We start from the raw sequence: 16892 nt of genomic DNA on the forward strand, positions 1-16892 counted from the left end.
CTTTTAATTTACATCCAGCAATAGGGTAATTTACAATTTATATTTTCGAATAATTGGAACTCCTATTTTGTTAGAAATTATTGCCAGAAGTTTCCATATTACACGTCTTTTTCTTGGTAAATGCTTGATATAGATAGCAGAATATTCAATAGAGGCAACTCCTCCGCGAAACCTTTTAAAACCTGATGCTCCAGAGCTCAGGTTTGCTAATAATCCACTTTTGAATTTATGCAGAATTGCCAATTGAGCAGCATGGATATACAGCCCTTCTTTTTGTGGTGCTTTAGTGTCATAACCCACTAATGGAGAGGTGATTGTTTGGTCCAAAATAAAAAGCCCTGAGAATGCTTTCAATTGATTGTTTTCATCTTTATAACCTTGAAAAAGAATCATATTTTCTTTATAACAATGTTCAAAATATCGTAAGGTGAATTGAGGATTATACGTCGAGTACTTTTTTAAGTATAAATCATTATATAATGATAGAGCCTGATCCAAATAGACAGCCATACCTGTATGATCAATAAAGGTAAGCTCTTTCTTTTTTATGAGTTTGTTGTCTAATTTATTATTCTTACGTTGTAACCAATCTGTATAAGGTAAATCAAAAATATATACTTGTCTACTGCCAATCAAGGTATAGTTCTCTTGTTTAAAAACACCTAATAAATGTGTATGTTGATATTGATTAAGTGATCTAAAAATAATGGCATGTTCTGGGAATTCCTTTTTTATAAAAGTAGTGATTTGTTTAATGGTTGCTCCATCCCATACTGGATATGGATTGGTAGATAAGAGAAAATTGTTAACGTGAACATTTTTGTTTAAAAGGCCTTTTTTGAACCATTTTGATATTAGAAAAATAATAAATAACAAGGGAGACCGAACCAGTGGATTTTTTATCTTCCGTTTGATTTCATCCTTTGCATAGTGGATATATGCTGTGTAAGGCGAACAAACAAATGAAGTATTCCATTCGGTATCATTAATAGTCACAGGAAAATAGATAGTAGGTGAGACCTGTATTATTTTTAATTTAGTAGTTACATTTTTTATAGGTGCTTCTTTATGAGTTGCTTCAAACAAATGACAAAAAGATTTTACTAATCCTTCAGGAATATCATCGCTATGAACCCATTTAATATCCATCATTATTCCATTCTATATCATACGTAGTCGCTTTTAAGAAAGAAACTCTTTTTGTAACCATTACATAAAACAATTCTAGTATTGATATTAATTGTAGCATAAAGGGTTTTATATCTGATGCGCTATAAATAACATCTCTGGAGTTTCGGATTTCTTTTCTAAAAAAAATGAATGGTTTATATACCGCGATTCCATATTTGATTGCACTTGATTTTTTAGTGGGAATATACATCTTTTCTTTACCAAAAAATGATGATGCTAGTTGATCCTGTAGACAATGCGCTCCACTAGTGCCTCTTGGATTACATTCTATAACATGTGGATTGCCAGATATATCAATGATAACGTCAAAGCTTAATTGTCCGTGAGCTTTTATTTTATGACCAAATTGCTTTACCATATCAAATGTTTTTTTGTGAGTAACTGGCTCAAAGTAAATTCCAGCTCCCTGTCCTGCTCGGTATCGGGGATAGTAACTGGAATATGCGCTCAGTACTCCTTGATCCCAAATAGAATACACACATATTTCTTTTCCTTGTACTAATTTTTGTGCGATCCAATTTGTTTTTTCCTGTTCGCTAATAAAATCAGATTCAATGCTTTTCCCAATAATTGTTGCAACTGCAAAACGTGAATATATAGGTTTAAAAACATAGGCATTGCTTTGTTCCCAATCTGTAAATTCTGCTATTATTTTTGTTTCAGGTATATGCAGATCTGTGTGAGCCATCTCATAAAACAACTGTTTATTATGCAGAGTATTCATTAATGTACTATCACAGGACCAAACATTACACTTCAAGGTGTGTTTATGCATAGCAATATAAAAAGCTTCTTCACAAAGAGGAATAACATCAGTTACTTCTTCTTTACGAATCAGTTCTTTTAAGTCTTTTATAAAAGCAGAAGTAGCAAACCTTGGAGAAGGTAATCGATAAAAACTACTTTTTTTACAGGTCCATCTTCCAATCGGAAAATGAAGTGAATCAACCAAAATAACACGATATCCCTCAGTAAAAAAAGAGCGGGAAAAATCCAAAGCAATGGGAGCTCTGCAGCCTGTTATTAAAATTGTTTTCAAGTATTATCGATTTATTATTGTCACTTTCCCTCATGAAATTTAAAAACCTTCGACAAGTCTATAGAGCGCTTTATCATCTTCAATTTTGATACGTTTACCATGGGTAGAAATCCACTTTTCTTTTTTGAAATTCGTGATCGTTCTTATACAAGCTTCTTTTGCAGTTCCTACAATATTAGCGATGTCTTCTCGTGTTAAGGTCATTGCGATATAACCTTCCTGATCCACACCAAAATTCTTTTCTAGGTATCTAATGGTTTCAGCAATACGCTGCTTTACACTTTTTTGTGCCATATTGACAATCAAATCATCAGCAAATTTAAGATCATTTGCCATTTGCAGTAACATAGCTTTGGTAAATTGAACGTTATTGTTGATGGAATCAGTAAGATGGGTTTTAGGAATGTAACATACTTCCATATCATTCAGGGCTACAGCACTTAGGTTAGTTTTGTCTTCTGTAATTACAGAGCGTTGCCCAAGAACTTCACCTTTTGTAGCAATTTTTACAATTTGATCTTTACCATTATCACTCATTTTTGATAACTTAGATACACCATTGCGTACACAAAATACTCCATTTAATTTTTCACCTTCCTCAAAAATTGCATCTCCTTTTTTTATAGATTTGGTTACTTTACTATCAGAAATACGTACAAGTTCCTCTTTACTTAAGGTTTTAAGAGCATTTAACTGTCTTACAATACAATTCTCACACCTACCAGAATGAAACTCTTCCATTTTTTTTAATTATTTAGTAAATATAGTTGAAGTTACTATCAACGGCAAAACTTATGGAAAATCAGTTGAAGAGATTATATGATATTAAACCATTTGATGGATACGATTTTATGATCTGTAAACAGGTTTGTCTTCATAAAAATTATCAAACTTCTTATTTGTTTTATAATCATCAGTTAATACTTTATATACTGTATATATGAATAAAGATTGACCAAAAATAGTTAGATAGAAAACCCAACTAAAAGCTATGTTCATAGCTCCAAACATAGTGACTGTAATTAAAATAAATGTGGTAAGAATTACCCAGTGTATAGCAGAAATTTTCATCGGATGGGTTTTTAGTTATAATGTAATAAAAATCAATGACTAAAAACGATACCAAGTTGTTAAAAATGGAAGAGAAAGCTGATAAAAGTCATCTTTTAAGAAAAAAAGTATAGACACTTTTGTAGTAGGTATAACGAGCAAATTAAATAAGTATGGTAACATGTTATCATTGTGGTGAAGAATGTGATAAAACAATGCTGGTTCATCACGATAAAAACTTTTGTTGTTTTGGCTGTAAAACAGTTTTTGATATTCTAAACGATCATGAACTGTCTTACTATTATGATCTGGAGAAAACACCCGGAACAACGCCCCAGCAGCATAAAGAAAAGTTTGATTTTCTGAAAAATGAAGAAATTGTTACAAAGCTTCTGGAGTTTAATGAAAACGGAACTCAAGTGATATCTTTATTGATTCCTGCCATTCATTGTAGCTCGTGTATCTGGATACTTGAAAATTTAAACAAACTCAATTCTGCGGTAAAAACATCACAAGTCAATTTTCCTCAAAAAAAGGTGCGAATCACGTTTTCTTCAGAAGATATGACCTTACAAGAGCTCGTCATGCTTTTAGCCAGAATTGGTTACAAACCTTATATCTCTCTCGATGATGCAAATAAAGAAGAAACGAATACCGATCGAAGTCTTATTTATAAACTGGGAGTTGCAGGTTTTGCCTTTGGCAATATTATGTTTCTTTCTTTTCCTGAATATTTTGAGGTTAATGAATTTTGGCTAGTAAGATTCAGACATATATTTCGATGGTTGATGCTTATTTTTGCTATTCCTGTTGTAACATATGCTGCTCAGGATTATTTTATTTCTGCATATAAAGGATTACGATCTCGTATTTTGAACATAGATGTACCAATTGCCTTGGGTATTTCTGTATTATTCATTCGTTCTACTGTGGAAATTTTGATGGATTGGGGTACTGGATTTTTTGATAGTATGGCCGGGCTTGTATTCTTTTTATTATTGGGAAAGTTTTTTCAACAAAAAACGTACGCTTTTCTTTCGTTTGAACGAGATTATAAATCATATTTTCCGATTGCTGTTACTCGATTAAATAGGGTTAAAGAAGCTAAAATCATAGAAGAGCAAGCACAAGTTTATGAACTAAAAAAAGGAAATAGGTTACTTATTCGAAACTCAGAATTAATACCTGTAGACTCGATACTTATTAAAGGAAATGCACTTATAGATTATAGTTTTGTCACAGGAGAGGCTGAGCCTATTGCAAAAAAATCAGGAGATCAACTCTTTGCGGGAGGTCGTCAACAAGCAGGGGCAATTGAAATAGAGGTATTAAAACCTGTAGAGCAAAGTTACCTCACACAGCTTTGGTCTAATGAAGTTTTTAATAAAAATAAGGAAAGTACTTATGAATCTCTGACTAACAATATTAGCAAACGTTTTACCATTACGGTGTTAGTTATTGCATTAATTGCAACTCTATACTGGTTATTTATTGACTTCACTTTAGCTTTACAAGTGTTTACAGCAGTGCTTATTGTTGCTTGCCCTTGCGCTATTGCATTAGCGGCGCCCTTTACTTTAGGAAACTTGCTCCGCATTTTTGGACGTAATCAATTATATAGTAAGGATAGTATGGTAATCGAGCAAATGGCTCATATAGACACCATTGTTTTTGATAAAACAGGTACACTAACTACAAGTGCTAAAAATGTGATTACTTATGAAGGAATCGTTCTTACAGAAAAAGAACAATCCTTATTGACGAGTACATTAAGAGCTTCTAACCATCCGTTGAGTCGTTCACTGTATGCGATATTGGACAAAAGTAACATTAGTACACTGGATGATTTTACAGAAAAGGTAGGTGATGGGATAACAGGTGTTTGTAACAATCATCAAATTAAAGTTGGATCCTATGGATTTGTCACTTCCCAAAAAGAAAGAGGAAATCTTAAAGCACAGTCGCGCACCACAGTACACATAAGCACTAATGACGAGTATAAAGGCTGTTATATTTTCTACAATGAATATCGCAATAGTGTACAGGAAGTTTTTGATAAGTTAAAGGTTACGGCAAAAATTGTGATATTATCAGGTGATCATAATGGAGAAAAAAAGCACCTGACACATATCCTGCCAGAAGATACTACGATACTTTTTAATCAAAAACCAAAGGATAAACTTACTTATATAAAAAAACAACAAGAACAAGGTAGAAAGGTGTTGATGATAGGTGATGGATTGAATGATGCAGGTGCATTAGCGCAAAGCAATGTAGGAATCTCTGTTTCTGAAAATGTAAACATTTTTTCTCCTGCTTGTGATGGGATTTTAGACGCCGCCCGATTTCAGGATATTCCTGTTTTTTTGTCCATTTCCCGCAAGGGGATATGTATTATTAAATATGCATTTATCTTTTCTGTTTTTTATAATGGTATTGGCTTGGGATATGCTATTACAGGTAATCTGGCACCAGTAATAGCAGCAATTTTGATGCCATTAAGTTCTATTAGTATTGTAGTTTTTACAACAATCAGCACTTATTTTATAGGTAAAAAACTGAATAAGAAACAAATATTATAAAGCTGACAAAAGTCATCTTTTTTAAAAAACATCAGTAGTAGTTTTACGCCATAATTCAGATAGGTATGAGTATTATTTATATGCTTTTGGCAATTAGTGTCGTGGTGGCACTTATATTTTTTGCAGCTTTTATTTGGTCTGTAAAAAAAGGACAGTATGATGATATATACACACCATCTGTGCGTATGCTTTTTGAAGATGAAATTATTAAAGAAACCCATACTACATCTGATTATAATACAAAAGAAGAGCCAATTATATTAAATGATCAACTAAAATAACTTATGGAAGTACAACAGTTTTATTACGATAATAAGATCGTGCGCAAGTTCATCGTTGCTACTATGTTTTGGGGTATTATAGGCATGAGTATAGGCTTGCTATTAGCCTTTATGTTTTTATTTCCTAACCTAACAGACGGTATATCCTGGTTAAGTTTTGGTCGATTAAGACCGCTACATACCAATGCAGTCATCTTTGCATTTGTAGGTAATGCTATTTTTGCCGGGGTTTATTATTCTTCTCAGCGATTGTTAAAAGCACGTATGTGGAAAGATTGGTTAAGTAACCTTAATTTCTGGGGTTGGCAGGCTATTATTGTTGGAGCGGCTATTACATTACCATTAGGATATACTACCTCCAAAGAATATGCAGAGCTTGAGTGGCCGTTTGATATTGCGATTGCAATTATATGGGTTGCTTTTGGAGCAAATCTTATAGGCACGATATTAAAAAGGAGACAACGTCATCTATATGTTGCAATATGGTTCTATTTAGGAACATTTGTAACCGTAGCAGTATTACATATTGTAAATAGTATGGAGCTTCCTGTTAGTGCACTAAAAAGTTATTCGATGTATGCGGGAGTACAAGATGCTCTTGTGCAATGGTGGTATGGTCACAATGCGGTAGCATTTTTCTTAACAACTCCATTTCTGGGACTGATGTATTACTTTGTGCCTAAAGCCGCAAACAGACCAGTGTATTCATACAGGCTTTCTATTGTACATTTTTGGTCGTTGATTTTTATATACATCTGGGCAGGACCACATCATTTATTATATTCTGCATTGCCTGATTGGGCTCAGAATCTGGGAGTTGCTTTCTCTATTATGTTGATTGCACCGTCTTGGGGAGGTATGATTAATGGACTGTTAACCTTACGTGGTGCCTGGGATAAAGTACGAACAGATCCTGTACTAAAATTTATGGTAGTTGCAATAACAGGCTATGGCATGGCAACTTTTGAAGGGCCAATGCTCTCTCTTAAAAATGTAAATGCCATAGCTCATTTTAGCGATTGGGTAATTGCCCATGTTCATGTAGGAGCTCTAGCGTGGAATGGTTTCTTAACTTTTGGTATGGTGTATTGGATGGTGCCTAAGTTATTTAAGACAAAGCTTTGGTCTACGGCACTAGCTAATGTGCATTTCTGGATTGGTACTCTAGGTATTATTCTATACGCACTTCCTATGTATGTAGCAGGATTCGTACAGGCATCTATGTGGAAACAATTTAACCCAGATGGAACATTGACTTACGGTAATTTCTTAGAAACGATCAGTGAAATCATACCTATGTACTGGATGCGTGCGATAGGTGGTAGTATGTTTATTATCGGAGCTTTGATAGGTGTGTATAATATCATTATGACGGCTCGTGCAGGGCAGAAGGTAACAGATGAACTTACTGAAGCAGCACCACTACAGAGAGTAACGAAACAACGAACAGTAAAAGAAGGATACCATACGTGGTTAGAAAGACGTCCCGTAAAGCTAACTATTTTTGCTACGATTGCTATTTTAATAGGGGGTATGGTTCAGATTATTCCATCCCTCATCGTAGACGATTATATACCTGTCATTTCTAGTGTAAAACCATATACACCTTTAGAATTAGAGGGGCGTGATATTTATATAAGAGAAAGCTGTGTGTCATGTCATTCGCAAATGATACGACCTTTTAGAAGTGAAGTAGAGCGCTATGGAGAATATTCAAAAGCAGGAGAATATGTGTACGATCATCCATTCCTCTGGGGAAGTAAACGAACGGGGCCGGATTTGATGCGCATAGGAGGTAAATACAGTGACAATTGGCATCTCAATCATTTTTATGATCCGCAAAGTACTTCATCTGGCTCTATCATGCCTTCTTATAAATGGTTGATAAAAAATGAGTTGAATAAGAATACTACCAAAGATAAAATGAGAGCAATGGTTACATTAGGTGTCCCTTATACTGCGGAGGATATCGCCCGTGCTCAAGAATGGATGGATGAGCAAGGAACTCAAATCGAGAAAAACTTGTATAGCGATCCGGATTTTGCTAAAACCTATGAAGCAGATAAAGAATATGCACATGATAATGGAGAGGATTTTATAGAAATGCGAAATCGCGAGGTGATTGCCTTAATTGCCTATATACAACGATTAGGAACAGATATTAAAATAAAAAATGCAGAGGATACTGCGATACACCTAAACAAATAAGCAGATGTTAAAATTTATAAAAGGAAACTTAGAAAATATAGATGGAGTAGCTATATATCCAATGATCTCATTATTGATATTCTTTGTCTTTTTTGCAGCTCTTTTTTGGTGGGTATTTACAGCAAAAAAGGAGCATATTAAGAAGGTAAGTAATATTCCTCTGGAAGACGTAACATTAACTCCAAATAATATAGAACTATGAGAACAACAGCGTCATTTTTAAGAATACTAGGGTTTTCTGTTTTTGGATATTTTCTGCTTGATTACATAGGTACAAAAGGTGAAACCTCTATATTTTTAGAGCAACCGTGGATTTGGGCTGTTTTTGGAGCAGTAATTCTGTTTTTTGTGGCCGGAGAAATCTGTGTAGAAGCATTAAGAAGTGTGTTATATAAAACATTAAGTCCTGAAGCAAAAGAAAGATATGATGAAAAAGCAGCACTGGCAAAAGCAAATCAATTTAAATGGATTAAAGAAAAGTATAAGGAGTCTTTAGGTACCAAACCAATTGAGCAAGAACATGAAATTATATTGGATCATAATTATGATGGTATTAGAGAATTAGATAATAATCTACCGCCATGGTGGGTGTATGGTTTTTATGCAACTATTGTATTTGCAGTGGTTTATATAATTCGTTTTGAGGTGTTTGATGATTATAGTCAAGCAGAAGAATATGAGATTGAAGTAGCAGAGGCGACTATTGAGATAGAAGCTTGGAAAAAGACAGCTAAAGATTTAGTTGATGTGAATACTGTAGTACTGCTAACAGATGCTTCGGATTTAAAAACCGGAGAAAATATATTTACTACAAATTGTGTTGCTTGTCACAAAGCAGATGGAGGAGGTGGAATAGGTCCTAACCTGACAGATCAACATTGGATTCTGGGAGGTGGAATTAAAAATGTTTTTAACACCATTTCTGAAGGGGGTCGAGATGGTAAAGGAATGGTTTCCTGGAAAACTGAATTAAAGCCTGCAGAAATAGCTCAGGTTGCTAGCTATGTACTAAGCCTGCAGGGGTCAACTCCAGCTGAACCTAAAGCAGCAGAAGGAGAAATTTGGATAGATCCTGATGCTCCTAAAATAAAAGAAATAAATACTGAGCCTAAGAAGGATTCTATTACAAACCTATCGATTACAGAGGAAATGAATCCTGATATTTCTTTAGTCTCTAAAAATTAGAATTTATGATAGTAAGCGAAATAGAAAAAGCAGTAGAAATATCTAATCGTCCTGTAGTTAAAAAAAAATAATGTTGATGGGTCTCAACGCATTGTAATAGGGATGAGGTGTGGCGATATATTACCAGAGCATAAAGCTTTTACAACAACTAAATTGATTATTCTTAAATAGGAGATAGATTTTAATACTAAAACAGAAAGTCATCGATTGGCTGTACCTGATCATTAATAATATACTTATGGATGTATTACATTCTGTAAGGACTAATGAAGATGCATTATTTCTTTTGGTATGGGAAGGTACATAAATCGTGATAAGAGAATATGGCAGAACAGGGACAAGATAATTTTAGAGATACCATTGGAACACTCAATGAAGAAGGGAAGCGTGCCTGGGTATTTCCCAAAAGACCTGAAGGTATCTGGTATGAATATCGCAAATTTGTAAGTTATGTGTTGTTAGCTTTCTTATTTTCAGCACCATTTATTAAAATTAATGGGAATCAGTTCTTATTATTTAATGTTTTAGAGCGTCGTTTTAATATTTTCGGATTTCCATTCTGGCCACAGGATTTTCACTTATTTGTCATTATGATGATTATAGGAGTAGTCTTTGTCATCTTTTTTACGGTAGCTTTTGGTCGGTTGTTTTGTGGGTGGGTATGTCCCCAAACCATTTTTATGGAAATGGTTTTCAGAAGAATTGAATATTGGATAGATGGGGATCGTGGTAAGCAGATACGTTTGAATAAGATGCCATGGAATCGTGAAAAAATAAAAAAAAGAGTGCTAAAATGGAGTGTCTTTTTTGTGATCTCATTTCTCATTGCTAACGTGTTTCTGGCATATTTTATTAGTAGTGATCGCTTGATACGATATATTACTGATGGTCCATTTTCGCATACAAGTACTTTGGTCTCTTTATTAATTTTTACAGGTGTATTTTATTTTGTATTTGCATGGTTTAGAGAGCAAGTCTGTATCATAGCATGTCCTTATGGCCGGTTACAAGGTGTTTTGTTAGATAATAAATCAATAGTTGTAGCTTATGACTATAAAAGAGGTGAAAAAGAGGAGGGACGCGCAAGGTTTAAAAAGAATGAGGACAGAGAGATTACAGGTAAAGGTGATTGTATAGACTGTTTTCAATGTGTACATGTGTGTCCCACTGGAATTGATATTCGTAATGGAACACAATTAGAATGTGTCAACTGCACTGCTTGTATTGATGCATGCGATCATATGATGGAAAGTGTCAATTTGCCCAAAGGATTGATCCGCTACGCTAGCGAAGATAATATAGAGAAGAAAGAGAAATTTAAGTTTACTCCTCGTTTAAAAGGGTACACAGTGGTACTAGGAATTCTTACTGCAATATTGATAGGAATGCTTTTTTTACGCAATGATATCGAAGCCAGAATTCTTAGGTTACCAGGGCAATTGTACGAACGAAAATCTGATACTATCATTAGTAATGTATACACTTTTAAATTGATTAATAAAACGGTAGAAGATATTGAGCATGTACATTTTGAATTATTATCTCACACGGGAGTGATTAAAGTGGTTTCTCACGATGATTTTAAAGTAGCAGGTCAAGGGTTGGCAGAAGGCACACTATTTATTGAAATACATCTGAGTGCGCTTAAAGGAGATAAGGATCGATTAAAAATTGGCGTGTATAGTGAAGATGAATTGATAGAGACCACTACTACAGCCTTTTTAGGTCCCAGGAGCTATAAGTAGGGCTATGATAAAGGTAATGTGAAGTGTTAATTATAAAGTAATTGGTGTGTTGTATGCCAGTAGAAAAAGAAAAATTAGAGAATAGAGCACATACTAATTAGGCATACGCTTGTTTTTGTAGCTGAAAGAAATACATAAAAAACAAATAAAATTTTAATTAATAAGACACCTGTGTAGGCAGGCATATATCAGTATGAAATGGAATTGGGGAACAGGAATCGTTATTGGAATGGTAGCTTTTATGAGCTTTATCCTATATTTTGTTATTACTATGAGTACCAATAAAAAGTACCACCATGATTTAGTTACAGAACAGTACTATGCTAAAGAAATAGCATATCAAACTGAGATTGATGCAGAAACAAAAACACATGATCTTACAGAAAAAATCATTGGAAAAAGGATAGAGAATGGATGGTTATTAAACTTTCCAAAAGAGCTGGAAGCATCACGAATTAAAGGAACAGTATTCCTATACAGACCGTCTGATCAGCGACTGGATTTTGACTTACCTATAGTCTTTTCCGGATCTAATTTGCTCATACCTGACAAAAAGCTGGTAGACGGTCGATGGAATATTACCGTAGAGTGGACGTATAATGGCGAAGATTATTTGTATAAAAAATCAATTATGTATTAATGTTATATTCTGCACTCTTATTGGGACTGTTAGGTAGTTTTCACTGTATTGGTATGTGTGGACCTATTGCTTTTCTATTACCTGTAGATCGCAAAAAACCAACCAAACGTGTTTTGCAATTAATAAGCTATCATGTAGGCCGTATATTAACATATGCAGTCTTAGGGTTACTAGTTGGGAGTGTTGGTAAAAGTTTAAATCTTTTCGGATTTCAACAACAATTGTCGATTGTAATAGGTGTTTTTATGATTCTGATGATTTTGATTCCAACTAAATTGTTTAATAGATATCACTTTTCTAAACCTATCTATAAGTTTGTTGCCAGTATAAAGAATGCTATGGGTACTGAATTGAAAAAGAAGAATCCCGGTACTTTTTTTACTATGGGCTATCTTAATGGATTGTTGCCTTGCGGACTCGTCTATATGGCTGTTTTTGGAGCATTGGCATCTGGTGATATCTGGGAAGGAGGTCTGTATATGATCATTTTTGGGATGGGTACAGTACCATTGATGACCACCGCTATTTATATTGGTAATTTCTTAACAACCAAAAGTAGGCAACATATACTAAAAGTAATTCCTGGGTTGGTAGTGATTATTGGTTTCCTTTTTATTCTAAGAGGATTAGGACTGGAGATTCCTTATCTCTCACCTTCAGAAATGGTTGCAGTAGAAGAAGTATCATCACAATATAGTTGTCATTAAACATACGTACATTAATTATAAAAATAGATACACATGAAAAATTTGATACTACCTTTAGTGAATTGGGGAATGGGCGCCGCTATTATTGGAGTGTTTGCCGTTGTCAGTGTAATTATGATTCTTATTGTTTCTAATATGATCAAAGGCGATAAGAATGTTAACGATGATACTTCTGATAAAAAGTAGCACAGGACCTAAACGGTCATTGAAAACAGCTGTGTTTCAGGCTTTTTTCGTTGTAAACGCAGATCAAAAGGGAGACATATATTTCTTACAAACGGACGTCCTTTTTTTGTTACTGTTATCTTATTAGTGTTTATTTTAATGAGTTTGTCATTCTCCAGTTCTTTTAATTTCTTCAGAACATCAGGTAGTTCTGAAAATAGTAAGGATTCATCTATCCATGAAGTTTCGAATCTACACATGAGGTTAAGAATATGCTTTCTGATAATTAGATCTTCTCGTGTCAATAGATGACCTCTGAAAATAGGTAATATATCATTATTCACCAGATGTTGGTATTCTTCGATGTTTTTGACATTTTGTGCAAAACCGTCCCAACTATCACCAATAGCAGAAACGCCCAGCCCAATCATTATTTCTGTTTTATTAGGACTATACCCCATAAAATTACGATGGATAGTACCTTTTTGTTGGGCAATATATAAGGCGTCTGTTTTTAATGCAAAATGATCCATGCCTATTTCTGCATATCCCGCATGGATCAACATTTTTTTTCCAATTTGATATTGTTTTTGTTTTTGATGCGCTGCAGGTAGATTTTCTTCTTTAAAACCACGCTGACCATTTCCTTTAATCCAGGGTACGTGTGCATAACTATAAAATGCAATTCGATCGGGTTGTAGAGTGATCGTTTTGCGTATGGTCTCGATGACATCATCCTGTGTCTGAAAAGGTAACCCATAAATGACGTCGTGACCCACAGAATCATATCCTTCTGCTCTGGCTTCTATCGTTGCTCGCATTACATTATGATATGGCTGAATGCGATTAATTGCTTTTTGTACCGTAGCATTATAATCCTGTACCCCATAGCAAACACTTCTGAATCCATGAGCTGACAGTGCAGCCAGATGTTCTTTTGTGGTATTGTTAGGATGTCCTTCAAAACTTAACTCGCAGTCTTTTGTTTTTTTAGCAATAGTAAAAATACCGGTTAATAATCTATCAAGATGTTCAGGCGAAAAAAAAGTTGGAGTACCTCCACCTACATGAAGTTGTTTGATTTTTGGCTTTGTATCAAACAATTTGTAATATAAAACAAACTCTTTGATAACTGATTTGATATATGGAACCTCTACCTCATGATTCTTTGTAATACGCTTATTACAGCCACAAAAAGTGCACATATTTTCACAATACGGTAAATGGATATATACACTAATACCTTCATTGGTATCATTATTTTGACCAGATCTAATATTGGTTTCCTGAAAACTTTTTTGTAATCTTTCTTTCCAGAGCTTTAATGAAAAATTATCTTGATCCCAATAAGGGACTGTAGGGTAACTGGTATATCTGGGTCCAGCTACATTATATTTTGATATAAGCGTACACATATGATAACAGTAAGAAATTAGAATAATAATAAACCAGTAAGTATCACGGTTATGCTAACAAATAGGCTAACCATAAGTAACTGTAATACTAATGTTGGTTTTTGTACTGTCAAAATAGATGCATTATGAGCACTACAAGCAACTACTACAAAGAAAAGCTGTATCATCTGAGTAATACCATTACCTTGCATCATAGTTGTCATTACTGCTATAGAACCTATACAGGTAGATGCTATAATGGCAAGTGCAGAATAGCCAATAAAATGATCATTCCAATCATTGTTAATTCTAGTATATAAAGTATTCATAATCTAAAGTGTTTTTTGTTTATATGTCAAAATTATAGGAAAGAAATCCGGCAAAAGATGACTTTTGTCAGCTTTAGAAAGTGAGTGGTTAACAGTGTTATGTAGAATTAGTTGTTACAATTGTTTTCGTATAAATAAGGTATGGCACAAACAAAAATAGATTTTTATTACATTGCTATATGTATAAGTAACTTTAATCAAATGAAAAAAACAATATATGTACTTATCGTTTTAGTATCTTCTCTGGGATATTCTCAGATAGATTCTTTACCCGTTAGAATAATAACTAAGCCTGTAGATAGTATTCAGTTTTCTATCTGGAAAATGAAAACTAAAGAAATGAGTACCACAGGAGTTATGGAAGAGGAGTCTGAGACCGAATTAAAAAGAATAGTTCTGACTAAAAAAGATACTGAATTACTATTAGCAAAAATCCTGAATAACAAATCATACAGCAATAGAAGAGCACTGATTCATCATAGTAATATTATATTTGAATTCTTTAGTAATGCATCCATTAAGAATACTATAAAAATATCTGGCATCAATGGAAATATTACTATCGATAATGAAGAAGCCGAGGTAAAATTTCGTAATGGCTGTTCTGATGAATTAGGTGATTTCTTGATTGAATTACTTTCTTCCTATAAGTTCTCTAATTTAATTGATACCTATGGTTTAGGAAGTGTTATAAATGATGATTGAGGTAAAGAATAGTAACCAAATAGATACATTGGCTCTGTCTTATGTAAATAAGAAAGATCATATAAGAGGATAGACTAGATACGTAAGCAATTAGGAAAATAAATAAAATTCTAAGTTATTTGCTGGATTAAACACATAATTGAGATACCCTATTTATGAGCATACACCATACTGTTAGAGAAGTAACTCTATGCCTTATCATTGTTTTGTTAAGTTCCTTCTCGGTACTATCAGCAAAGGAATTATGTATTGATGAAGATACCAAAGAAGCATTATTTGATTTACTTAGAGAAAATAGAAATTTAGCAGATTTGGGGTGGTCTTCTGATAAACCGATGGATCAATGGGAAGGTATTACGCTAAGAGATTGTGAGGTCATTGGTTTGGATTTTAGAAAAACATCAATTAGTACTATTCCGGATACTATTGCCTATTTAGAACAATTAGAATATTTACATATTAAGGACTCATACGCTCTTACAATTAGTAGAAACCTTTATACATTACCCTCGTTGATCAGTCTGGGAATGACTCATTGTTCCTTAGATGAATTAGATCCTTTGATCGAACGCTTGTCAAAACTCAAAAGTTTAAACCTTAGCCATAATAGCTTTTATGAATTTCCTGTTGTAATTCATAAGCTTACAAATTTAGAGTCGTTAGACCTGGATCATAATAGGCTGGAAACATTACCAGAGACATTAAATCAATTAAAGAATTTAAAAGAACTTTCTTTAGCAGAAAATACTAGTATAGACTTTTCACCAGCATTATTAAACTCTTTGGTACAATTAGAAAAGCTAAATCTTTCAGGGATTAGTTTTGATGGTCTTTGGTTTGATCCGAGTGTATTAGTGAATTTAAAATACCTCAATCTTACAAAAAATGATTTGGGTTTGTACCCTATTGATTTTAGTACTTTGACGGAGTTAGAAGTGTTGAACCTGTATGATTGTGAACTAGAAAAACTGCCTACAGGTTTTGGTAATTTAAAACAACTAAAATCATTAAACTTAGGATACAATGATATTTCTTTATTTCCTGATGATGTGATCAAAAATTTTGAAAACTTAGATTCTCTAAAAGTTGAAAAGAATCTTCTGGGAAGTATTCCAAATGTACAACTTGCAGTAAAATCACTAAAAAAGCTGGATATATCTTCTAATCCAATATTCGAATTGAATCAGAGGGATATGGAGAACATAAGAATCGTAGAATTTTTAGACATTGGTAATATTGGGATCACATCCTTCCCGGAAAAAGCAGATTTGGGGAATACTATAAGTACACTTGATGTGTCAAAAAATGAATTAAACGCACTACCTGAGGCCATTTCGAAATTAGAGAACTTAAAAGAATTATTGTGTAATGATAATAAAATAGCTCAATTTCCGGCACAGATGGATCAATTAAAATCGTTGAAGCATCTGAATTTTTATCGAAACAAATTTACTAAAATTCCTGAGGCACTATATGCATTATCGGATTTAGAGATCTTGGTAATGGATACTTTGACTGTGAAGAAAGTCCCAAATGAACTGGCTAAACTCAAAAAACTAAAAGCACTAACGCTTTTTTTTGATGGTACCTATGATCCGGTTTTGTGCGAATTTCAGAAGAATGGAGTAGTGTTAGAATATTCCTATAGATTAGAATGCGAAAATTGATAAC

Annotated in this window: 17 protein-coding genes; 11 read left to right on the plus strand and 6 right to left on the minus strand. The window is 33.7% G+C overall.

Annotation, left to right across the window (positions count from 1 at the left end):
- Window positions 1–30: 30 nt before the first annotated feature.
- From ABD816_RS17200 to ABD816_RS17215, 4 genes are all read right to left on the minus strand, one after another.
- Window positions 31–1152 carry a hypothetical protein gene (locus ABD816_RS17200; protein ID WP_344929495.1) on the minus strand — a complete coding sequence of 374 codons (1122 nt, stop codon included), beginning with the start codon at window positions 1150–1152 and terminating at the stop codon, window positions 31–33.
- Window positions 1139–2230, minus strand: coding sequence for an ATP-grasp domain-containing protein (locus tag ABD816_RS17205; protein ID WP_344929496.1), 1092 nt, complete (start codon window positions 2228–2230; stop codon window positions 1139–1141). The genes ABD816_RS17200 and ABD816_RS17205 overlap by 14 nt, the downstream gene beginning before the upstream one ends.
- A gap of 39 nt (window positions 2231–2269) precedes the next feature.
- Window positions 2270–2971, minus strand: a complete 702-nt coding sequence (locus tag ABD816_RS17210; RefSeq protein ID WP_344929499.1) for a Crp/Fnr family transcriptional regulator — start codon at window positions 2969–2971, stop codon at window positions 2270–2272.
- A 108-nt stretch (window positions 2972–3079) separates the two neighbouring features.
- Window positions 3080–3301 (minus strand): hypothetical protein, encoded by a 222-nt coding sequence (locus tag ABD816_RS17215; RefSeq protein ID WP_344929501.1) that lies wholly within the window; start codon window positions 3299–3301, stop codon window positions 3080–3082.
- A 152-nt stretch (window positions 3302–3453) separates the two neighbouring features.
- Between ABD816_RS17215 and ABD816_RS17220 the strand changes: the two genes are divergently transcribed.
- The 9 genes from ABD816_RS17220 to ABD816_RS17260 all read left to right on the plus strand — a co-directional run bounded on the left by ABD816_RS17220 (window position 3454) and on the right by ABD816_RS17260 (window position 12814).
- Window positions 3454–5862 carry a heavy metal translocating P-type ATPase gene (locus ABD816_RS17220; RefSeq protein ID WP_344929503.1) on the plus strand — a complete coding sequence of 803 codons (2409 nt, stop codon included), beginning with the start codon at window positions 3454–3456 and terminating at the stop codon, window positions 5860–5862.
- Between the two features lie 65 nt (window positions 5863–5927).
- Window positions 5928–6143 (plus strand): cbb3-type cytochrome oxidase assembly protein CcoS, encoded by a 216-nt coding sequence (gene ccoS / locus ABD816_RS17225; RefSeq protein WP_344929505.1) that lies wholly within the window; start codon window positions 5928–5930, stop codon window positions 6141–6143.
- Between the two features lie 3 nt (window positions 6144–6146).
- Window positions 6147–8351, plus strand: coding sequence for a cytochrome-c oxidase, cbb3-type subunit I (ccoN, locus tag ABD816_RS17230; protein WP_344929507.1), 2205 nt, complete (start codon window positions 6147–6149; stop codon window positions 8349–8351).
- 4 nt (window positions 8352–8355) lie between these two features.
- Window positions 8356–8553, plus strand: coding sequence for a CcoQ/FixQ family Cbb3-type cytochrome c oxidase assembly chaperone (locus tag ABD816_RS17235; RefSeq protein WP_344929509.1), 198 nt, complete (start codon window positions 8356–8358; stop codon window positions 8551–8553).
- Complete coding sequence (locus ABD816_RS17240; RefSeq protein ID WP_344929511.1) at window positions 8550–9536, plus strand: cbb3-type cytochrome c oxidase N-terminal domain-containing protein; 987 nt, start codon at window positions 8550–8552, stop codon at window positions 9534–9536. Before ABD816_RS17235 ends, ABD816_RS17240 begins: the two co-directional genes overlap by 4 nt.
- A 323-nt stretch (window positions 9537–9859) precedes the next feature.
- Entirely contained in the window at window positions 9860–11281 is a 1422-nt protein-coding gene (ccoG, locus tag ABD816_RS17245) for a cytochrome c oxidase accessory protein CcoG (protein WP_344929514.1), read from the plus strand.
- A 193-nt stretch (window positions 11282–11474) separates the two neighbouring features.
- The gene (locus ABD816_RS17250; protein WP_344929515.1) at window positions 11475–11921 is read left to right on the plus strand and encodes a FixH family protein; all 447 of its coding nucleotides are present in this window, start codon (window positions 11475–11477) and stop codon (window positions 11919–11921) included.
- The gene (locus tag ABD816_RS17255) at window positions 11921–12628 is read left to right on the plus strand and encodes a sulfite exporter TauE/SafE family protein (RefSeq protein WP_344929518.1); all 708 of its coding nucleotides are present in this window, start codon (window positions 11921–11923) and stop codon (window positions 12626–12628) included. Before ABD816_RS17250 ends, ABD816_RS17255 begins: the two co-directional genes overlap by 1 nt.
- A 33-nt stretch (window positions 12629–12661) precedes the next feature.
- Entirely contained in the window at window positions 12662–12814 is a 153-nt protein-coding gene (locus tag ABD816_RS17260; RefSeq protein ID WP_344929519.1) for a hypothetical protein, read from the plus strand.
- Between the two features lie 8 nt (window positions 12815–12822).
- On the opposite strand, the gene hemN is transcribed toward ABD816_RS17260, so the two are convergent.
- Together hemN and ABD816_RS17270 are read right to left on the minus strand one after the other, a co-directional pair.
- A complete protein-coding gene (hemN, locus tag ABD816_RS17265) occupies window positions 12823–14208 on the minus strand; it encodes an oxygen-independent coproporphyrinogen III oxidase (protein ID WP_344929521.1) in 1386 nt (461 codons plus the stop codon).
- A 17-nt stretch (window positions 14209–14225) separates the two neighbouring features.
- The gene (locus ABD816_RS17270) at window positions 14226–14516 is read right to left on the minus strand and encodes a hypothetical protein (protein WP_344929523.1); all 291 of its coding nucleotides are present in this window, start codon (window positions 14514–14516) and stop codon (window positions 14226–14228) included.
- Window positions 14517–14717: 201 nt separating this feature from the next.
- Here ABD816_RS17270 and ABD816_RS17275 point away from each other — a divergent pair, with 201 nt between their 5' ends.
- On the plus strand, window positions 14718–15221 hold the full coding sequence (locus tag ABD816_RS17275) for a hypothetical protein (protein ID WP_344929526.1): 504 nt from the start codon (window positions 14718–14720) through the stop codon (window positions 15219–15221).
- 155 nt (window positions 15222–15376) lie between these two features.
- Window positions 15377–16888 carry a leucine-rich repeat domain-containing protein gene (locus ABD816_RS17280; protein ID WP_344929528.1) on the plus strand — a complete coding sequence of 504 codons (1512 nt, stop codon included), beginning with the start codon at window positions 15377–15379 and terminating at the stop codon, window positions 16886–16888.
- Window positions 16889–16892: the final 4 nt, after the last annotated feature.

The sequence above is a fragment of the Aquimarina addita genome (assembly GCF_039539305.1).
Lineage (GTDB): Bacteria > Bacteroidota > Bacteroidia > Flavobacteriales > Flavobacteriaceae > Aquimarina > Aquimarina addita.